At 62.9% G+C, this 15,292-nt stretch carries 13 protein-coding genes; 5 read left to right on the forward strand and 8 right to left on the reverse strand.

Features of this window, described 5'->3' with window-relative positions:
• Positions 1-2: 2 nt before the first annotated feature.
• Positions 3-833: a formate dehydrogenase accessory sulfurtransferase FdhD gene (fdhD, locus tag CWR53_RS01080; protein WP_100850599.1), complete on the reverse strand. Its 831-nt coding sequence runs from the start codon at positions 831-833 to the stop codon at positions 3-5.
• Positions 834-1,024: 191 nt separating this feature from the next.
• On the opposite strand from fdhD, the gene lysM reads away from it, so the two are divergent.
• Positions 1,025-1,465, forward strand: a complete 441-nt coding sequence (lysM, locus tag CWR53_RS01085; protein WP_058605997.1) for a peptidoglycan-binding protein LysM — start codon at positions 1,025-1,027, stop codon at positions 1,463-1,465.
• A gap of 59 nt (positions 1,466-1,524) precedes the next feature.
• Here the strand turns inward: lysM and yrfG are convergent, their stop codons facing one another.
• The gene (yrfG, locus tag CWR53_RS01090) at positions 1,525-2,187 is read right to left on the reverse strand and encodes a GMP/IMP nucleotidase (protein WP_100850600.1); all 663 of its coding nucleotides are present in this window, start codon (positions 2,185-2,187) and stop codon (positions 1,525-1,527) included.
• A 63-nt stretch (positions 2,188-2,250) separates the two neighbouring features.
• Here yrfG and nudE point away from each other — a divergent pair, with 63 nt between their 5' ends.
• Both nudE and cysQ read left to right on the forward strand, forming a co-directional pair.
• Complete coding sequence (nudE, locus tag CWR53_RS01095) at positions 2,251-2,817, forward strand: ADP compounds hydrolase NudE (protein WP_058605999.1); 567 nt, start codon at positions 2,251-2,253, stop codon at positions 2,815-2,817.
• Positions 2,814-3,632 (forward strand): 3'(2'),5'-bisphosphate nucleotidase CysQ, encoded by an 819-nt coding sequence (gene cysQ, locus CWR53_RS01100; RefSeq protein ID WP_100850601.1) that lies wholly within the window; start codon positions 2,814-2,816, stop codon positions 3,630-3,632. Before nudE ends, cysQ begins: the two co-directional genes overlap by 4 nt.
• Positions 3,633-3,888: 256 nt before the next feature.
• On the opposite strand, the gene CWR53_RS01105 is transcribed toward cysQ, so the two are convergent.
• The 4 genes from CWR53_RS01105 to rfbC are packed head-to-tail and all read right to left on the reverse strand — an operon-like array spanning position 3,889 to position 8,146.
• Positions 3,889-4,344 (reverse strand): YiiD C-terminal domain-containing protein, encoded by a 456-nt coding sequence (locus tag CWR53_RS01105; protein ID WP_058605938.1) that lies wholly within the window; start codon positions 4,342-4,344, stop codon positions 3,889-3,891.
• Complete coding sequence (locus CWR53_RS01110) at positions 4,344-5,747, reverse strand: sigma-54 dependent transcriptional regulator (protein WP_100850602.1); 1,404 nt, start codon at positions 5,745-5,747, stop codon at positions 4,344-4,346. The genes CWR53_RS01105 and CWR53_RS01110 overlap by 1 nt, the downstream gene beginning before the upstream one ends.
• Entirely contained in the window at positions 5,744-7,558 is a 1,815-nt protein-coding gene (locus tag CWR53_RS01115) for an ATP-binding protein (protein WP_058605940.1), read from the reverse strand. The genes CWR53_RS01110 and CWR53_RS01115 overlap by 4 nt, the downstream gene beginning before the upstream one ends.
• Positions 7,559-7,600: 42 nt before the next feature.
• Positions 7,601-8,146, reverse strand: coding sequence for a dTDP-4-dehydrorhamnose 3,5-epimerase (gene rfbC, locus CWR53_RS01120; protein ID WP_100850603.1), 546 nt, complete (start codon positions 8,144-8,146; stop codon positions 7,601-7,603).
• A 268-nt stretch (positions 8,147-8,414) separates the two neighbouring features.
• Between rfbC and aguA the strand changes: the two genes are divergently transcribed.
• Complete coding sequence (aguA, locus tag CWR53_RS01125; RefSeq protein WP_058605942.1) at positions 8,415-9,521, forward strand: agmatine deiminase; 1,107 nt, start codon at positions 8,415-8,417, stop codon at positions 9,519-9,521.
• Positions 9,522-9,970: 449 nt separating this feature from the next.
• On the opposite strand, the gene CWR53_RS01135 is transcribed toward aguA, so the two are convergent.
• Positions 9,971-12,073: a TonB-dependent siderophore receptor gene (locus CWR53_RS01135; RefSeq protein ID WP_100850605.1), complete on the reverse strand. Its 2,103-nt coding sequence runs from the start codon at positions 12,071-12,073 to the stop codon at positions 9,971-9,973.
• Between the two features lie 462 nt (positions 12,074-12,535).
• Here CWR53_RS01135 and CWR53_RS01140 point away from each other — a divergent pair, with 462 nt between their 5' ends.
• On the forward strand, positions 12,536-13,855 hold the full coding sequence (locus tag CWR53_RS01140; RefSeq protein ID WP_058605944.1) for an OprD family porin: 1,320 nt from the start codon (positions 12,536-12,538) through the stop codon (positions 13,853-13,855).
• Between the two features lie 69 nt (positions 13,856-13,924).
• Here CWR53_RS01140 and CWR53_RS01145 read toward each other — a convergent pair whose 3' ends face one another.
• Positions 13,925-15,292 carry an ATP-binding protein gene (locus tag CWR53_RS01145; protein WP_100850606.1) on the reverse strand — a complete coding sequence of 456 codons (1,368 nt, stop codon included), beginning with the start codon at positions 15,290-15,292 and terminating at the stop codon, positions 13,925-13,927.

The following is a 15,292-nucleotide window of genomic DNA, read 5'->3' on the forward strand; positions in this document are numbered from 1 at the left end:
TGTTACGACTCCGCCGCCGGGCTGTAGACCCGCGGTGCGCTGTGTTTGGGCAAATGAATGAGGTTGAGGTTGTGCCTGCGTGCCCATTGCAGGGCCAGGCCCGTAGGCGCCGACAGGCTGACCAGGGTCTGGATGCCGGCACGCAGCACCTTCTGGATCAATTCCAGGCTGCAACGGCTGGTGACGATGGCCAGGCCGCCGTCGCTGTCGATACCCTGACGCAACAGTGCGCCAATGAGCTTGTCGAGGGCGTTGTGCCGGCCAATGTCTTCGCGGCCCAGCAGCAGTTCGCCATAGCGGTCCATGAACAAGGCCGCATGCACGGCGCCGCAGTGCTGGCCCAGCGGCTGAAAGGCGTCGATCCGCTGGCGCAGGCCGACCAGCCACTTTGCAGGCGGCAACGGTGCGCCCGGCAATTTGGCCAGGTCCGGCAGCGCCTGCTCCAGGGCTTCGACGCCGCACAGGCCACAGCCGCTGGTGCCGGCCAGTTGGCGGCGTTGGTTCTTCAGGTTCCAGAAGGCGCGGCTGGAGATTTCCAGGTCTGCATACATCGAAGCGCCGCTTCCCGACAGTTTGACGTCGTAGATTTCGGCAGTGCTTTCAACGATGCCGCTGCCCACACTGAAGCCAACGGCAAAATCTTCCAGGTCGGTCGGGCTGACGAGCATGACGGCCTGGTTCAGGCCGTTGTACACGATCGCCAGGGCGACTTCTTCGGCCAGTGGCGTTCTGCCGGGCTGGCCATCGCCGAGCTGGACGTAATCATAGGTAGTGCTGGCGGCGGGCATGGCTAACGGTAACGATGCCGCACACAGCGGTGGCTTGCTGTTCATCCAGGCGTGCTCTTGATCGGCGACGGGCGCCGGCTTACTGAGGCTACAAGCCTAGGCTTGCCTGCCGGCGACGTCTAATTGCTAGGGTCTATGCCGTGATAGACCGCGTCGATAGGTCGCAGTGCGATGACCGATTGAGTCTTGGCCCAGACTTCACTGTCCAACGGTTTCACATCAACAAGGAGAGCGTCATGAGTCTATTCAGCTTTGTGAAGGAAGCAGGCGAGAAGTTGATCGATCTGCTGACCCCCGGCAATGCCAAGGCCGAGGAGCAGTTGAAGAAGCACGTCGAAAACGTCGGGTTGGGTAACCCCAACATCACCGCCACCGTGGAAGGCGACAAGGTCACCCTCAAGGGCGAGGTGGCCAGCCAGGAAGAGAAAGAGAAGATCATTCTGGCAGCCGGCAACATTGAAGGCGTGGCCAGCGTCGACGACCAGATCACCGTCACCGGCCCCGTAGCCCAGGCTGCGCGCTTCGTGACCGTGGAGAAGGGCGATACCCTCAGCGCCATCTCCAAGAAGGTCTACGGCGATGCCAACAAGTACCAGAAGATCTTCGAGGCCAACAAGCCCATGCTGTCGGATCCGAACAAGATCTATCCGGGCCAGGTGCTGCGTATTCCCGAGTAACCGATAGGCCCATCCAGAGGCTTGTCACCGCAACCCGCGCCCATGGCGCGGGTTTGCGTTCAAAGACCGTTCAGCAATTCCCGATAGTCTTCGACAGCTGCGAACTCTGCGGTGTCTCGAGGCTGCGCCTGGCTGTCCGGCTGGCGCACCGCCAGCAAGTGGGCCACGCCGAATTGCCGGGCACTGCGCAAAATGGGCAGCGTGTCGTCGATGAACAGGCTGCGGGCAGGTTCAAAGCCGATATCGGCCTGCAAGGCATCCCAGAACTGCGGGCTCTCCTTGGGAAACCCGTAGTCGTGGGAGCTGATCATGCGGTCGAAGTAGGGTGCCAGTTCGATGCGTTCGAGCTTGAGCGAGAGTGAATCGCGGTGTGCATTGGTGATCATGATCACCCGCTTGCCTGCCTGGCTGATCGCGGCCAGAAAGGTATCGGCATCGGGCCGCAAGGCGATCAGGTCGGCGATTTCGCGCTTGAGCTCGCGGATCGGCAGGCGCAGCTCACGGCTCCAGAAGTCCAGGCAATACCAGTTCAAGGTACCGGCGTTGCGCTCGAACAGCGGCTCGAGTTCCAGCTGTGCCATCGCCCGGCTCACGCCGTGCAGCTCTGCATAGCGCTGCGGCAGGTGCTCCAGCCAGAAGCGGTTGTCGTAATGCAGGTCGAGCAGTGTGCCATCCATGTCCAGCAGGACGGTATCGATGGCGGACCAGGGAAGAACAGGCATGGGAAACTCTCGTTCGGTCGGCAAGCCACGGTATAGTAACCCGTTCACGCCAAGGAGCCCCCCATGCGCCAGAAACCTACCGTCCTCAGCCGCGAGATCGTCGCCAGCAGCCGCCTGTTCCGAGTCGAGGCCGTCGAGTTGCGCTTCAGCAACGGCGTGGAACGCACCTACGAGCGGCTGGTGGGCCGGGGCAATGGCTATGGTGCGGTGATGATCGTGGCCATGCTCGATGCCGAGCACGCTGTACTGGTGGAAGAGTACTGCGGTGGGACTGACGAATATGAACTGTCGCTACCCAAGGGCTTGATCGAACCGGGCGAGGACGTGCTGGCGGCAGCTGACCGGGAGCTCAAGGAAGAAGCCGGCTTTGGTGCACGGCAACTGGAGCACCTGACCGAGCTTTCCCTGTCCCCGGGCTACATGAGCCAGAAGATCCAGGTGGTACTGGCCACCGACCTGTATGAGGAACGGCTGGAGGGCGATGAGCCGGAGCCGATGGGCGTGGACAAGGTCAACCTGCGGGAGCTGTCGGCCTTGGCCATGCACCCGCAGTTCAGCGAAGGGCGTGCGCTGGCTGCCTTGTACCTGGCGCGTGACCTGCTGATCCAGCGCGGGGTACTGGCACCATGAACGATCAGCAATTGATGCAGGACGTGGTGACGTTGGCGCTGTCGGCGGGCGAGGCGATCCTGCCGTTCTGGCGCGCTGATGTGGCCGTCGTCAACAAGGCCGACGACTCGCCCGTCACGGCTGCCGACTTGGCAGCACACCAGGTGATTGCAGAGGGCTTGCAGGCCCTGGCCCCGCACATTCCCGTCCTGTCCGAAGAAGACTGCGATATCCCGTTGGCGGAGCGCCAGACGTGGCGCCGTTGGTGGTTGGTCGACCCGCTCGACGGCACCAAGGAGTTCATTGCCGGCAGCGAGGAATTCACGGTCAATATTGCCTTGATCGATCAGGGCGAGGTGGTGTTCGGGGTAGTATCGATGCCCACTTCGGGGCGTTGCTACTTTGGAGGGCGGGCACTGGGTGCCTGGCGAGCGGAGCGGGGTGAAACCGCGCAGGCCATCCAGGTACGCGCCATCCCGCCTGCCGGGTCGCCGTTCACCGTGGTTGCCAGCCGCCGGCACTCCAGCCCTCGGCAAGAGGCTTTGCTGAACGGGTTGAGTGCTGCTGTGGGGCCGCTTGAGCTGGTTTCGGTGGGCAGTTCACTGAAGTTCTGCCTGTTGGCCGAAGGCAGCGCCGACTGCTACCCACGCTTGGCGCCGACCTCCCAGTGGGACACGGCGGCTGCTCAGGGTGTGGTCGAGGGTGCCGGGGGCGAGGTGATCGAGGTCGACGGCCAACCCTTCCGGTATCCGGCGCGCGAATCGTTGCTCAATCCCTACTTCCTTGCCCTGCCGGCGGGGGCTGGCTGGCGAGAGGCCTTGCTTGGGCTCGTTTGATTGGCGAGGGTAAGTGTGGCTTTAGGGGTTGAAATTGTTCATGGGTAGAGGACCGAAGGGGCCGCTTTGCGGCCCATCGCGGCACGAGGCCGCTCCTACCCGGAAATCGGCCAGCCTTCAGATGTGCCGCTAGGCAGTCGCTCCCCCTGTAGGAGCGGCCTTGCCGGGGCGCCGGACCGGCCGCGATGGGCCGCAAAGCGGCCCCAGATTCGCGGCGTCAAGACCGCCTGTTGATCTCCCGCGATCAACCCGCCGCTCACCTGTGCAACACATACTGCCCGCTGAACATCACCGCCACTTCATCACTGCCCACATTGCTCACCGTTGTTTCCAGCGTCAGCCGTGCCCGCCCACGCCGCTGATACATTGCCAGGAATCGCGACCAGGCCTTCTCGTCCGGAGCAGCGCAACTGGCCACGGCAGCGCCGGTAACCGGCAGCGGGTAGCTGATCTGCCCCTCCTGAATGACGATGTGCCCATCATCGATGCCCAGTTCCTGTAGCCGCAGGTGCAACCAGCCCCAGCCGGCCAGTACCGCTGCGCAGTAGAGGCTGCCGCCGAACATGGTGTTCTTGTGGTTGACGTTGGCGGCCAAGGGCAGTTGCAGGCGCAGGGTATGCTGTTGCCAGTCCAGTACCTCCAGGCCCATGTCCCGGGTCAATGGAATATCGGAGTGAAGCACTGTCTGCAGAGGGTGAATCGGTTTGCTCATCAACGGGTTTCCTCATGGTCGTCATGGCCACCGCCGCCGCCTTCGAAGCTCAGGCCATGCTTGCGCAACTTGTCGTGCAGCGTCTTGCGTGGAACACCCAGCGCTTCGGCCAGGCTACGCAGCGAGCCGTGCGGCTGAGCCAGTTCGGCCGTGATCAACGAGCGCTCGAAGTGCTCGACCTGCTCGCTCAGGTTGCCGGTGACGGGGGCGGGAGCGTGGGTTGCAGGCGGCGCCTGGCCATCGAGCGCCAGTTCCAGCCCGAGGGCGAAGCGCTCGGCCGCGTTTTGCAGTTCGCGCACGTTGCCCGGCCAGTCATGGCGCAGCAGCAAAGCCCGTTGCGCGGGTTGCAGGGCGTGCGGCCCCAGGCCATGGCGCTGACTGGCGGCATCGGCGAAATGCTGGAAGAGCATCAGGATGTCGTCGCCACGTTCGCGCAGCGGCGGAATGCGCAAGGGCGCGACGTTCAGGCGGTAATACAGGTCGGCGCGAAAACGCCCCTGGTCGGCGGCCTGGCGCAGGTCTTCCTTGGTGGCGGCGATGATGCGGATGTCCAGCGGTATCAGCTGATTGCCACCCAACCGCTCGACGACGCGCTCCTGCAGCATGCGCAACAGCTTTACCTGCACATCCAGGCTCATGCTTTCGATTTCATCGAGGAACAACGTACCGCCATTGGCAAATTCGAATTTGCCGATGCGGCGTTTTTGCGCGCCCGTGAAGGCGCCGGGCTCATGGCCAAACAGCTCGCTCTCGACTACCGATTCGGCCAAAGCGCCAGCGTTGATGGCCACGAAGGGCCCGTCCCGGCGGCTCGACAGGTCGTGCAGGGCGCGGGCGACCACTTCCTTGCCAGCCCCGGTCTCACCAAGGATCAATACGTCGGCTCGCGTGCCGGCCAGTGCGCCGATCTGCTCGCGCAGACGCTGCATGGCCGCAGACTGGCCCACCAAACGTGTGGCCAGTTGCTGGCGGTCGCTCAATGCCATGCGCAGGCTGCGGTTCTCCAGCACTAATTGGCGCAGTGCCAGGGCGCGGCGCACGCTGTCGAGCAGGGCGTCGCTGGCGAAGGGCTTTTCCAGGAAGTCGTAGGCACCGGCGCGCATGGCTTGTACCGCCAACGGGACATCGCCGTGCCCGGTGATCAACAGCACCGGTAGCTCGCTGTCCAGGCCATGCAATTGCTCAAGCAGCTGCAGGCCATCGATACCCGGCATGCGGATATCGCTGACTACAACGCCTGGCCAGTCTGCCGGGATACGCTCGGCCAGACCATGGGCATCGGCCAATGCCACGACCTTGAGCCCGGCCAGGTCCAGCGTCTGGCTCAGGGCCTGGCGCAGGTGTGCGTCGTCGTCGACCAGGATCACCTGGGCGAGACTGTCGATCAGTGTCTCGGGGCTCATGCCGAAGAATCCTCTGAATTGGGCAAGGTGGCACCCGGTGGGGCTACGCGCATTTTCAAGGTCAGCAACGCACCGCCCTCGGGGTGGTTGGCCAGCAGCAGCTCACCCCCTAGGGTGCGCATCAGGCTGTCACAGATGGCCAGGCCCAAGCCCAGCCCCTGGGTGCGGGTCTTGGTGGTGAAAAAGGGCTCCATGGCATGCTCCAGTGCCTGACGGCTGAAGCCGGGGCCGTTGTCGCGAATGGAGAGATAAACGCAATCGTCCTGCTGTTCGGCACTTATCCACAGCCGGCGCGGGTTGGCCTTCTCGGTCAACGCGTCCAGGGCATTGGCCAGCAAGTTGCCCAGTACCTGGCGCAGGCGGGTTTCGCCCGCCTGTACCCACAGCGTGGCTTCCGGCAGGTCGCGCACCAGCTCAACCGCCATTGCCCGGCGACGTTTGGCAAGCAGGGCCAGGGCGTCGTCCAGGGCCGGTTGCAGGGCTACGCTTTCTGGAGCGTGGCGGTCGCGGCGGGCAAAGGCGCGCAGGTGGGCAATGATCGAGGCCATGCGCCCGGTCAGCTCGCCGATCAGTTTCAGGTTGCCGCGCGCGTCTTCGGTACGTTGGTGGTCCAACAGGATCTCGGCGTTTTCGGCATAGCTGCGAATGGCTGCCAGGGGCTGGTTGAGCTCATGGCTGATACTCGCCGACATGGTGCCCAGCACCGACAGCTTGCCTGCCTGCACCAGTTCGTCCTGGGCCCTCACGGCCTCCTGCTGGGCATTCTCACGTTCGAGCACGGCGCTTTTGAGGCGCGCATTGAGCCCTTCGAGGTCGGCGGTACGCTCGGCCACCCGCTGTTCGAGTTGCTGGCGCCCGCGGGCCTCGAAATCGATGCGGTCCATATAATGACGGCGCCGCTGCATCACCAGGCCGGTCAGCAGCACGATGACCAGCAGAGCGCCGGCACCGATGGCCGTGACCGTTTGCGCGGAGCGGTCCACCAGGATGCGCGGCGCAAGTATGCTGACCTGCCAGCCGGTTTCTGGAATGGCCCGGGTCTGGGTGATCCAGGCATCGTCACTGATCACCAGCGGCTGGGGGGCCTGGGTTGGGTACGGCTGGATGGCGATGATGGCCTGGCGCTCGGCTGCGGTCAGCGGCCGGGTAGCGCGAAAACGCCACTCCGGGCGTGACGTGAGGATGACCACGCCGTTGTGATCGGTCAGCAACAGTTGCTCGGGCGTGCGGCCCCATAAGGTCTCGGTATGATCGAGGTCAACCTTGACCACCAGCACACCGACGGTGCGTTCGCCGTCGCGTACGGCGGCGGCGAAGAAATAACCCCGCTTCGCGGACGTTGTGCCCTGGCCGAAGAAACGACCGAGGTGCCCGGCCATGGCTTCGTTGAAGTAGGGGCGAAACGCGAAGTTGCGCCCTACGAAGCTGTCGTGTTTGTCCCAGTTTGAGGCCGCCAGGGTATTGCCGCTGACGTCCATGAGGTACATCACCTCGGCGCCGGTCTGCTGCACGATGTTTTTCAGCAGGCGGTTGGCATTGGTGACCGCTTCCAGGCGAAACGGGTCGGCCAGCACCCCGCGCAGGGCTGGCAAATCGCCAAGGATCTGCGGCAAGGTTTCATAGCGGTGCAGCGTGCCCAGCAGGTTGGCGACATACAGGTCGAGGGTCTGCCGGTTCTGCGAGGCCAACTCTTGCCGGTAATAGCGCTCAGCCAGGTGATGCAGCGGCCATAGCAGCGGCACCAGGCACAGCGCCAGTAAAGCCAGGCTGCGCCAGCGAGGGCGGCGAGGAGGGGTGTTCTTGGCGATCATCACATCATTGCGTCAGAAGAGTCTGAAGCAATTATGCGCTAGTTAAGGCAGCACTTGTGCTTCTGCCCACGACACGCCCAGCTTGTCCTTGTCTGAGAGCACAGGCGGCTGTTGCAGGCCCCAGTCGATGGCCAGTGTCGGGTCGTTCCAGCGGATGCAGCGGTCGGCCTGTGGGTTGTAGTAGTCGGTGGTCTTGTACAGAAACTCCGCCGAATCGCCCATCACCGCAAAGCCATGGGCAAAGCCTGCCGGGATCCAGAGCTGACGATGGTTTTCCGCCGACAGGTGCACTGCCACCCACTGGCCGAACGTGGGCGAGTGCCTGCGCACATCCACGGCCACATCGCGGATCTCGCCCTGTACCACGCGCACCAGTTTGCCTTGGGTATTGGCCACCTGATAATGCAGCCCACGCAGCACGCCCCGGCCGGAGCGCGAGTGGTTGTCCTGGACGAACTCGACCTCGGCGCCGGTCAGCCGGGCAAACTCGCGGGCGTTGAAGGACTCGAAGAAAAAACCTCGGCTGTCGCCGAACACCTTGGGTTCGATGATCAGCACTTCGGGGAGGGTAGTGGGTATCACGTTCATCGGGAAACACTCTGCATGCTGTGCGTTATGACCCTAGCTGGCAGAAGCGTGCTTGTCCTGTCGAGCAAGGCGCGCGGCACTGCTCTGGTCAATGCTAGGGTGAAGGTTGCGCCTGACCGGCGTCACGTATTTGCCGATTATTATCGAAATATTGTGTCGGGCTATTCAGGATCATGCGGCATTATTCTGTTTCAACACGGATTTATATCGGTTATAAACGCTTTTTACGCCCATACCCTTCCGGGCAGGGCCATGACAGAGGTCAACGATGAAAACCCTCACTTCCACGCCCCGTGCCGATGGTTTCCACATGCCCGCCGAATGGGCCCCGCAAACCCAGGTCTGGATGGTCTGGCCCGAGCGGCCGGATAACTGGCGCCTGGGCGGCAAGCCGGCACAGGCGGCCCATGTCACCCTGGCCAAGGCGATCGCGCGCTTCGAACCGGTCACCGTGGGCGTCTCTGCCGGCCAGTATGAAAACGCGCGTCGCCTGCTGGACCAGCCCAATATCCGGGTTGTCGAACTCAGCAGCGACGATGCCTGGGTGCGTGATACCGGCCCCACTTTCGTGGTCAACGACAACGGCGAAGTGCGCGGCGTAGACTGGGACTTCAACGCCTGGGGCGGCTTCGAGGGTGGCCTGTACGCACCGTGGAACAAAGACGAGGCGTTGGCTGGCAAGGTGCTGGAGATGGAGCGCTGCCAGCGTTATCGCACCGAAGGGTTCGTGCTCGAAGGCGGCTCGATCCATGTGGACGGCGAAGGCACGGTGATCACCACCGAAGAGTGCCTGCTGAACCACAACCGTAATCCACACCTGAACCGAGAGCAGATCGAAGCCGTGCTGCGCGACAACCTCGCGGTCGATACCGTGGTCTGGCTGCCGGACGGCCTGTACAACGACGAAACCGATGGCCATGTCGACAACTTCTGCTGTTACGTGCGCCCAGGTGAAGTGTTACTGGCCTGGACAGATGACGCGAACGACCCCAATTACGCGCGTTGCCACGCGGCCATGGAAGTGCTGCAGACCACCCGCGACGCCAGGGGACGGGCCTTCGTCGTGCACAAAATGCCAATACCCGGGCCGCTGTACGCCACCGAAGAGGAATGTGCCGGCGTCGACCAGGTGTCGGGCAGCCAGGAGCGTGACCCTTCGGTGCGTCTGGCAGGCTCGTACGTCAACTTCCTGATCGTCAACGGCGGCATCATCGCGCCGAGCTTCGACGACCCGGCCGATGCCGAGGCCAAGGCCATACTGTCGAGCATCTTCCCTGACCATGAGGTGGTGATGATCCCTGGGCGGGAATTGCTGTTGGGCGGCGGTAACATCCATTGCCTGACCCAGCAGCAGCCGGCGCCTGTGCACCGTTGATGGCCCGTGGGGCGCGGCGAGGGTGTACGCTCGCTTCCCAGCCCGGCGACGCCTGGCATGTGTAGTGGCATAGCTTTTGTATTGTTTTTCAAACAGATAGCCCGGTGTCACCGGGTTATCTGCTTGTAACACTACTTGCGTAGGTTAGCTGCTCACGGGCCAGGAGTACGTGTAGAAATGAATGCAGCAAGTGAGTCGGCATTGCGCCCATTGGCAATAGACCACGCATCGCTCGAGCGTTTGACGAAGTGGTTGAGGCACCATGGAAGCAGCAGGGTCAGGACGACCGACCCACGACGGCTACTTGCCGGGCGTTACCCCGAAGGGCTGATCAGCGAGGCTGAGCTTCATGCGTTGATGGCGGTGTGGCGTTAGCCGCGACCCAACGTTCCTCAAACCCTGTAGCACACGGGCAGGGGCAGCCTCGCAAAGGCTGCCCCTGTTGACGTTCAGAAGCTGTAGGTGCCTGTGACGACCAGGCTGCGCGGGTCGCCGACCTGGATCTGCGCTGCACTGGTCGCCGAACTGTAGTAAGTCCGGTCGGCAATGTTGCTCAGCGCCGCCCGCACGTCCCACTCCTGGGTGCGGTACCCGGCCAGCGCATCCCAGCGGCCATAACCTGGCAGGGCCGTGGTGTTCTGGTTGTCGGCATACCGCTGACCGACCAGCGTAAGGCCTGTTTCTGCGTACCAGCCCAGTTCTGGTTTCCAGGTGACGAACAGGCTGGCGTTACGCTTGGCCACGTCATTGATCCGGTTACCCTGCTGGCCATTGTTGTCCTTGACGATCGTGACATCTTGCAGACCAACCCCGCCACGCACGTACCAGTTGCCAACCACATTGCCCATGGCGGTCAACTCGATGCCGCGCGAGCGCTGCAGGCCACTGAGCAAGGTGACTTCCGGGTCAAGCGGGTCGCGGGTACGACGGTTGTACAGCTCGAGCTCATAGACCGCCAGGGTGGTGGTCAGGCGTTGGTCGAACCAGTCGCTCTTCACGCCAACCTCCTTTTGCCGCGTCAGCTCGGGCGCTGTCTCGTTGCTGTTGCCCGGTGCGCCCGGCGTTATACCGATCAGGCCACCGCCTACTGGCGAGAAGGTCTTGCTCCATGATGCGTAGAACGAATGGTCCTGCCACGGGGTATACACCACCCCGATGCGAGGGCTGGTAGTGCGGCTGCTCTGTTTTTCGGACAGGCTGCGCACCTTGTTGGTGGTCTGAACGTCGAATTCATCGAAACGCACGCCTGCCAGCAACTGCCATTGATCGTTCAGGCGCAGCTGGTCTTGCAGGTACAGGCCTCGGCTTTGCACCACGGTGTGGTTATTGCTCGACATCACCATGCGACCGTTGTGCTGCCTGCTCCGGTCAGGGTCGTACAGGTCCACGGGCGGCACGGGCCTGCCGCCGACGTTTGCCGCAGCCGCGGTGTACAGGGTGGGGTCGCGGCGTTGGCTGCCGAATTCCAGGCCCAGCAGTAGCGTGTGTCCCAGGCCCAGTGTGTCGAAGGTGCCTTCGGCTTCCAGGGTATTGAACAGGTTGCGGGTGTTCAGGTCCTGCTGCCAGCGCTGGCGCGTCACTGTGCCATTGCTGGGGTTGTAGGCGGTGGGGTAGGTGTTGTCGAATTCGCTGTCGAGCTTGAACAGGCTCAGGGTATGACGCAGTTGCCACGCATCGTTGAGCTCGTAGTTCAGGCGTGACCGCAAGGACTGCGCCTGGTCATCGATGAAGTCACGCTGTGTATCGCCGTAGGTCGTGCTGCGGCTGACATTCGCGGGGCGACCATCGACGCCGGGGATACCGCGGTCCGGCGTGCGGTTGAAGCGGCTGTACTCGTATTGCACCAGCCAGTTCAGCGCCGGCGTGACCTGCCAGCTGACCGAGGGTGCGAACAGCTGGCGGCTACCGTCGACACCGTCACGGAAACTGTTGTTGTCCTGATTGCCCATGTTCAGGCGCAGGCTGACCGTGTCGCTGGGGTCTGCGCTGAGGTCGGCATACAGGCTGCGCAGGTCCTCGCTGCCTGCCTGTGCCTCCAGGGTAGAACGACGGCCTGCCTCGGGCGCCTTGCTGACGCGGTTGACGATACCCCCCTGGCCGCCCCGCCCATACAGCACGGCCGCAGGGCCTTTGAGCACATCGACCCGTTCGATGCTGTGCAGGTCGCGGATGTACTGGCTGTCATCGCGCACGCCGTCCAGGTAGAAGTCATTGCCGGCTTCGAAGCCGCGAATGCGCACGCTATCGAAGCGCGTGTCGGCACCACTGCTGACGTTGGGGATACCTTCGAGTGCCTTGCCCAACGTGTTGCTGCCGTAGTCCAGCACCTGCGAGGTCTTGACCGTGTCCACGGCCTGCGGCACGGCGCGTACGGCGGTGGCGGTTCGGGTCGCAATACTGACCTCACGCACCCGCGGGCTGTCTTTGTCCCGCTCGCTGTTGGCGGTGACGGACAGTTCAGGCAGTGTAGTAGTGGCGGCACTTGTGGGGCTGGCAGCCAGCAGGCATGAAATGGAGAGCGTAATAGGAGCGAGGCGAGAAGGGGCAGGCATGACGCGCGTTTGACCGGGCAGTAATGAAGGCGCGAATGATAATGGGTGCTATTTGCTAATGCTCGCCTATTCTGGATTCTGGATTTTTACGTTTGTATCACTTTGTAACTATTTAGAATGGGGACCTAAGTGAACTTGTCGCCTTGATCAAGATGACTTTTCAATACCAAGAAGGAATATCCTCCTACAGCTTTAGTTCTAAAGAAAATGCCTCGTGAACGACCAATTTATTAGTTATATCAACCTGCATTTCACGTTTTTTTGACATTTGTAATCGCACGCCGCTAGGATTCGGCCACGCCTGCTGGCCAATCCGTTTGGCCATGCTGTTGCCAAGGCCGGCCGCGTTTACCGGCAAAGGGCTTTTCTGGCAGAACCTGCATAGCGTCGAACCTACGAAGGGGCGTTGGTTCATGGCGTCATTACGCAGCGCGTTTTCGATCAAGAAATAAGGAAAATAACATGTTGAATACCAGGATCAGCCTGGTCGCCCTGGCGATGTTCGCCGCGACCCAGGCCCAGGCCAATGACCAGGCCGCCAGCAACGGCTTCATCGAGGACAGCCACGCCAACGTCCTTCTGCGCAACGCCTACATCAACCGTGACAAGAAGCACGGCACCGATGACCAGATCGAGTGGGGCCAGGCATTCATCGGCAACTTCTCGTCCGGCTTCACCCAAGGCACCGTCGGTGTCGGCGTCGATGCATTCGGCCTGTACGCCTTGCGCCTGGACGGCGGCAAGGGCCACAACGGTGGCGGCGGCGTCGACTTCTTCAAGCCGCACGAGACCACCAACGCCGAGGGCAATGCCCGCTCGCCGCACAACCTGGCCCGTGCCGGTGCTGCCGTGAAGTTCCGCATTTCCAACACCGTGCTCAAGTACGGTGACCAGATGCCTGCACTGCCAGTGCTCCAGTACGACGATGCGCGCCTGCTGCCGGAAAGCTTCACCGGCACCCTGATCACCTCCAAGGAAATCGAAGGCCTGGAGCTGAACGCCGGTCGCTTCACCCAGGAAGCGCGCAAGAGCGCCGAACGCCGTGATGGCGGTGGCCTGAAGTCGATCAACGTGTTGGGCGGTAGCTACAAGTTCAACGACAACTTCACCGCGTCGCTGTACACCGCCGACACCGAAGACGTGATGAAGAAGCACTACCTGGGCCTGAACTACGTCTACGCCATCGCCGACGATCAGTCCCTGACCCTGGACTTCAACGGCTACAAGTCGAGCATCGACAACAAGTACGTGCGTGAAGCGGGCCTGAACGGTGACTCGAACACCATCTGGAGCCTGGCTGCTACCTACGCCTATGGCGCCCACTCGTTCACCCTCGCTCACCAGCGCAGCACCGGCAGCACCGGCTACAACTACGGCTGGTACCAGAACCAGGGCGGCGTGGGTGACGGTGGCTCGACCATCTTCCTGGCCAACTCCTACTGGTCCGACTTCAATGCCGAGGACGAGCGTTCCTGGCAGCTGGGCTATGGCCTGGACTTCGGTGCCTACGGTATCCCTGGCCTGACTTACAAGCTGGCCTACGTGGTAGGTGACAACATCAATACCCGCAACGTCGCCAATCCACAGGGCTTCGGCGAAGGCAAGGAGCGCGAGATCTTCAACCAGATCCGCTACGTGGTCCAGGAAGGCCCGGCCAAGGACCTGTCGGTCAAGCTGCGCAGCTCGTTCCTGCGCACCAACAATGCCGTGCGCCAGAACGGTTACAACGACGACGGCAACGAAGTCCGCGTATTCGTCGAGTACCCGATCAGCATCTTCTGATCCGGTCACCCACGCAGGCCACCTTCGCACCGCGTGCGCCGGTGGCCTGAGCCCACGGGCTGCCCATGTCTAGACCGGCAGCTCGATGGTCACGCGCAACCCGCCCCCCTCACGGTTGTGCATCCGCAACGCCCCCCCATGGCTGGCCATGATCCGCTCGACGATACTCAGCCCGAGCCCATACCCGCCGGATGCCTGGTTACGCGAACGCTCGCCACGTACGAACGGTTCGGTGACGGTCGCCAGCAGGTGCGGCGCAATGCCTGGGCCTCGATCCTCGACGTGAACCAGCACCCGTGGCCCTACGCGCTCCACCGACACACTCACCTGACTGGCATAGCGCAATGCATTGACCAGCAGGTTTTGCAGGCAGCGCTGCACCATCAGGGCATCGACGCTCACTACCCCGCCATGACCGTGCACAGGGATGGGTTCGTCGACAGTGGCCAGCTCCGCACACTGGCGTACAACCAGGCGATCAATGTCGACCGGCTGCAGGTTTTGCTGCTCGCCCGCACGCAGGTAGTCCAGCACCTGGCCGATCATGTCGTCCATCTGGGCAATGTTCTGCCGCAACCGCTTCCTGTGTTCGTCATCGGGCATGCGCTCCAGGCGCAGGCGCATGCGCGTCAACGGGGTGCGCAGGTCATGGGAGACGGCGGCGAGAAAGTAAGCCTTGTCGTTGACCATGGCGATCAGGCGCTGCTGCATGGCGTTGAAGGCCTGCGCGGCCTGACGAACCTCGTCGGGGCCGTCGAGCGCCAGCGGCGGTTGTTCCAGGTTGCTGCCAAGCGCCAGCGCTGCATCCGCCAGGCGGCGCAGCGGACGCAGGCACAGGCGCACGGCAATCAGGCACACCACCAGCACGGCGACAATGCGCAGCGCGTACACCCGCAACAGGTAGTCGCTGATCAGCAGCCAGGCGGACTCGCCGCTCCAGCCTTGCAGTTCCTGCCCGTCGATGGTCAACCAATGCCCGTCTGCCAACGGCACCGCAAACTGAAGATGGGCCTGGGCCGTGCGCAGGCCGAACAGGCTGCGCCAGACGATCGGCTGGCCCAGTTCGTCGGTCAACTGCACCTTCATCAAATGCACCTGCGGCTCACGGCCAAGCTCGTATTTCAGTGCCTGGTGAAGCAGCAACTCGACCCGTTTGCGCCCGCGCCGTTCGTCCTGCTGCGGTGAGGGCAGCTGCTCGGCGCAGCGTAGTTGATAATGGGCCGGCACCTTGAGCACGCCGGCATGACAGCTGGCCTGCTGGATGAGCGGGGCGCTGCGCGCCGCAATCAAGCGCACGGGGGCTTCGAACACCTGGGCGAAGCGCACATCGAACCAGATGCTGCTGGACATCAACTGGATGGCCAGCGTGCCGCCCACCATGATCAGCATCAGCTGCCCGAACAGCGTGCGCGGCCACAGTCGGCGAGCCCAGCGCAT

Origin of the sequence: Pseudomonas sp. SGAir0191 (genome assembly GCF_002812565.2) — a bacterium.
Taxonomy (GTDB): Bacteria; Pseudomonadota; Gammaproteobacteria; order Pseudomonadales; family Pseudomonadaceae; genus Aquipseudomonas; species Aquipseudomonas parafulva_B.